This is a genomic window from Massilia genomosp. 1 (assembly GCF_011682185.1).
Lineage (GTDB): Bacteria > Pseudomonadota > Gammaproteobacteria > Burkholderiales > Burkholderiaceae_D > Telluria_A > Telluria_A rubra.
The window spans coordinates 1-1,051 of the sequence record NZ_WHJF01000308.1 but is presented as its reverse complement, the minus strand read 5'-3'; the positions used below and the strand labels follow the sequence as shown (position 1 = coordinate 1,051).

Sequence of the window (1,051 nt, the reverse complement as noted above, 5' to 3'; positions counted from 1 at the left end):
GTAACTGTTCAGCCTGAATGACCAGAGCAATCAAAAGTTGTAAACTCTTGGCAATTGCCGCATCATGTAGGCATGCCACCGAAACCACCTCGTGCCGACCTGACCAAGCTGTCCCATGCCGACAAGGATAGACTCATTGACGCCCTGTTTGCGCGCCTGGACGCGGTCGAAGCGAAGCTGGACATGAACAGCGAAAATTCGAGCAAGCCGCCATCGTCCGACGGACTGGCAAAAAAGAATAGGACCAGTTCGCTGCGCGGCAAGTCCGACAAGACGGTTGGCGGCCAGCCCGGTCACAAAGGCAGCACGCTTAAGAGGGTAGCCGAGCCCACCGGAACGAAGGATTATCCACCGCCGTCGCAGTGCGACCGCTGCCATAGTGCGTTGGCCCTGGAGCAGGCACAAATCCTGGAGCGCCGTCAGATATTCGATGTGCCGGCGATGAGCTTCGAGGTGATCGAGCACCGTGTCTACACCGTGGTATGTGCCTGCGGACAGCGGCACGACAGTGTCTTTCCCGCCGCAGTCAGCGAAGTGGTGCAGTACGGCCCGAACATACGTGCGCTGGGTGTGCATCTGACCCAGGGACAGATGCTGCCGTATGCCCGCGCCGCCGAGCTGATCTTCGAGATGACGGGCTTGTCTGTGTCGCCCGCCACCCTGCTCGCCTGGGTCGCCGAAGCGCGCCTCGCTCTGCAGGGCACAGCCGATTTGATAGCGCGGCAATTGCACCACGCGCCGGTGCTGTGCGCCGACGAATCGGGCCTGCGCGTGGACGGCAAGCTGCACTGGATGCATGTGGCGGCTACTGCGCAATTGACTTGGTACGGCATGCACGCAAAGCGCGGCTTTGACGCCATCGCCGCGCATGGCATTCTTCCAAAACGCCTCGGTGTGCTGGTACATGATTGCTGGGGTCCTTACTGGAAACTCGACGATGGCCTGCATGCCTTGTGCAACGCGCATCTCCTTCGGGAACTGGTCTACGCGCAAGAGGTGACCGGCCAGGATTGGCCGGCTGCCATGACGGCGTTGCTGCTCAACGCCAAAA

At 60.8% G+C, this 1,051-nt stretch carries 1 protein-coding gene; it reads left to right on the top strand.

Annotation, left to right across the window (positions count from 1 at the left end):
- Nucleotides 1–72 precede the first annotated feature (72 nt).
- A partial coding sequence (locus tag F1735_RS33770; protein WP_222853174.1) for an IS66 family transposase occupies nucleotides 73–1,051 on the top strand: 979 nt, incomplete at its 3' end.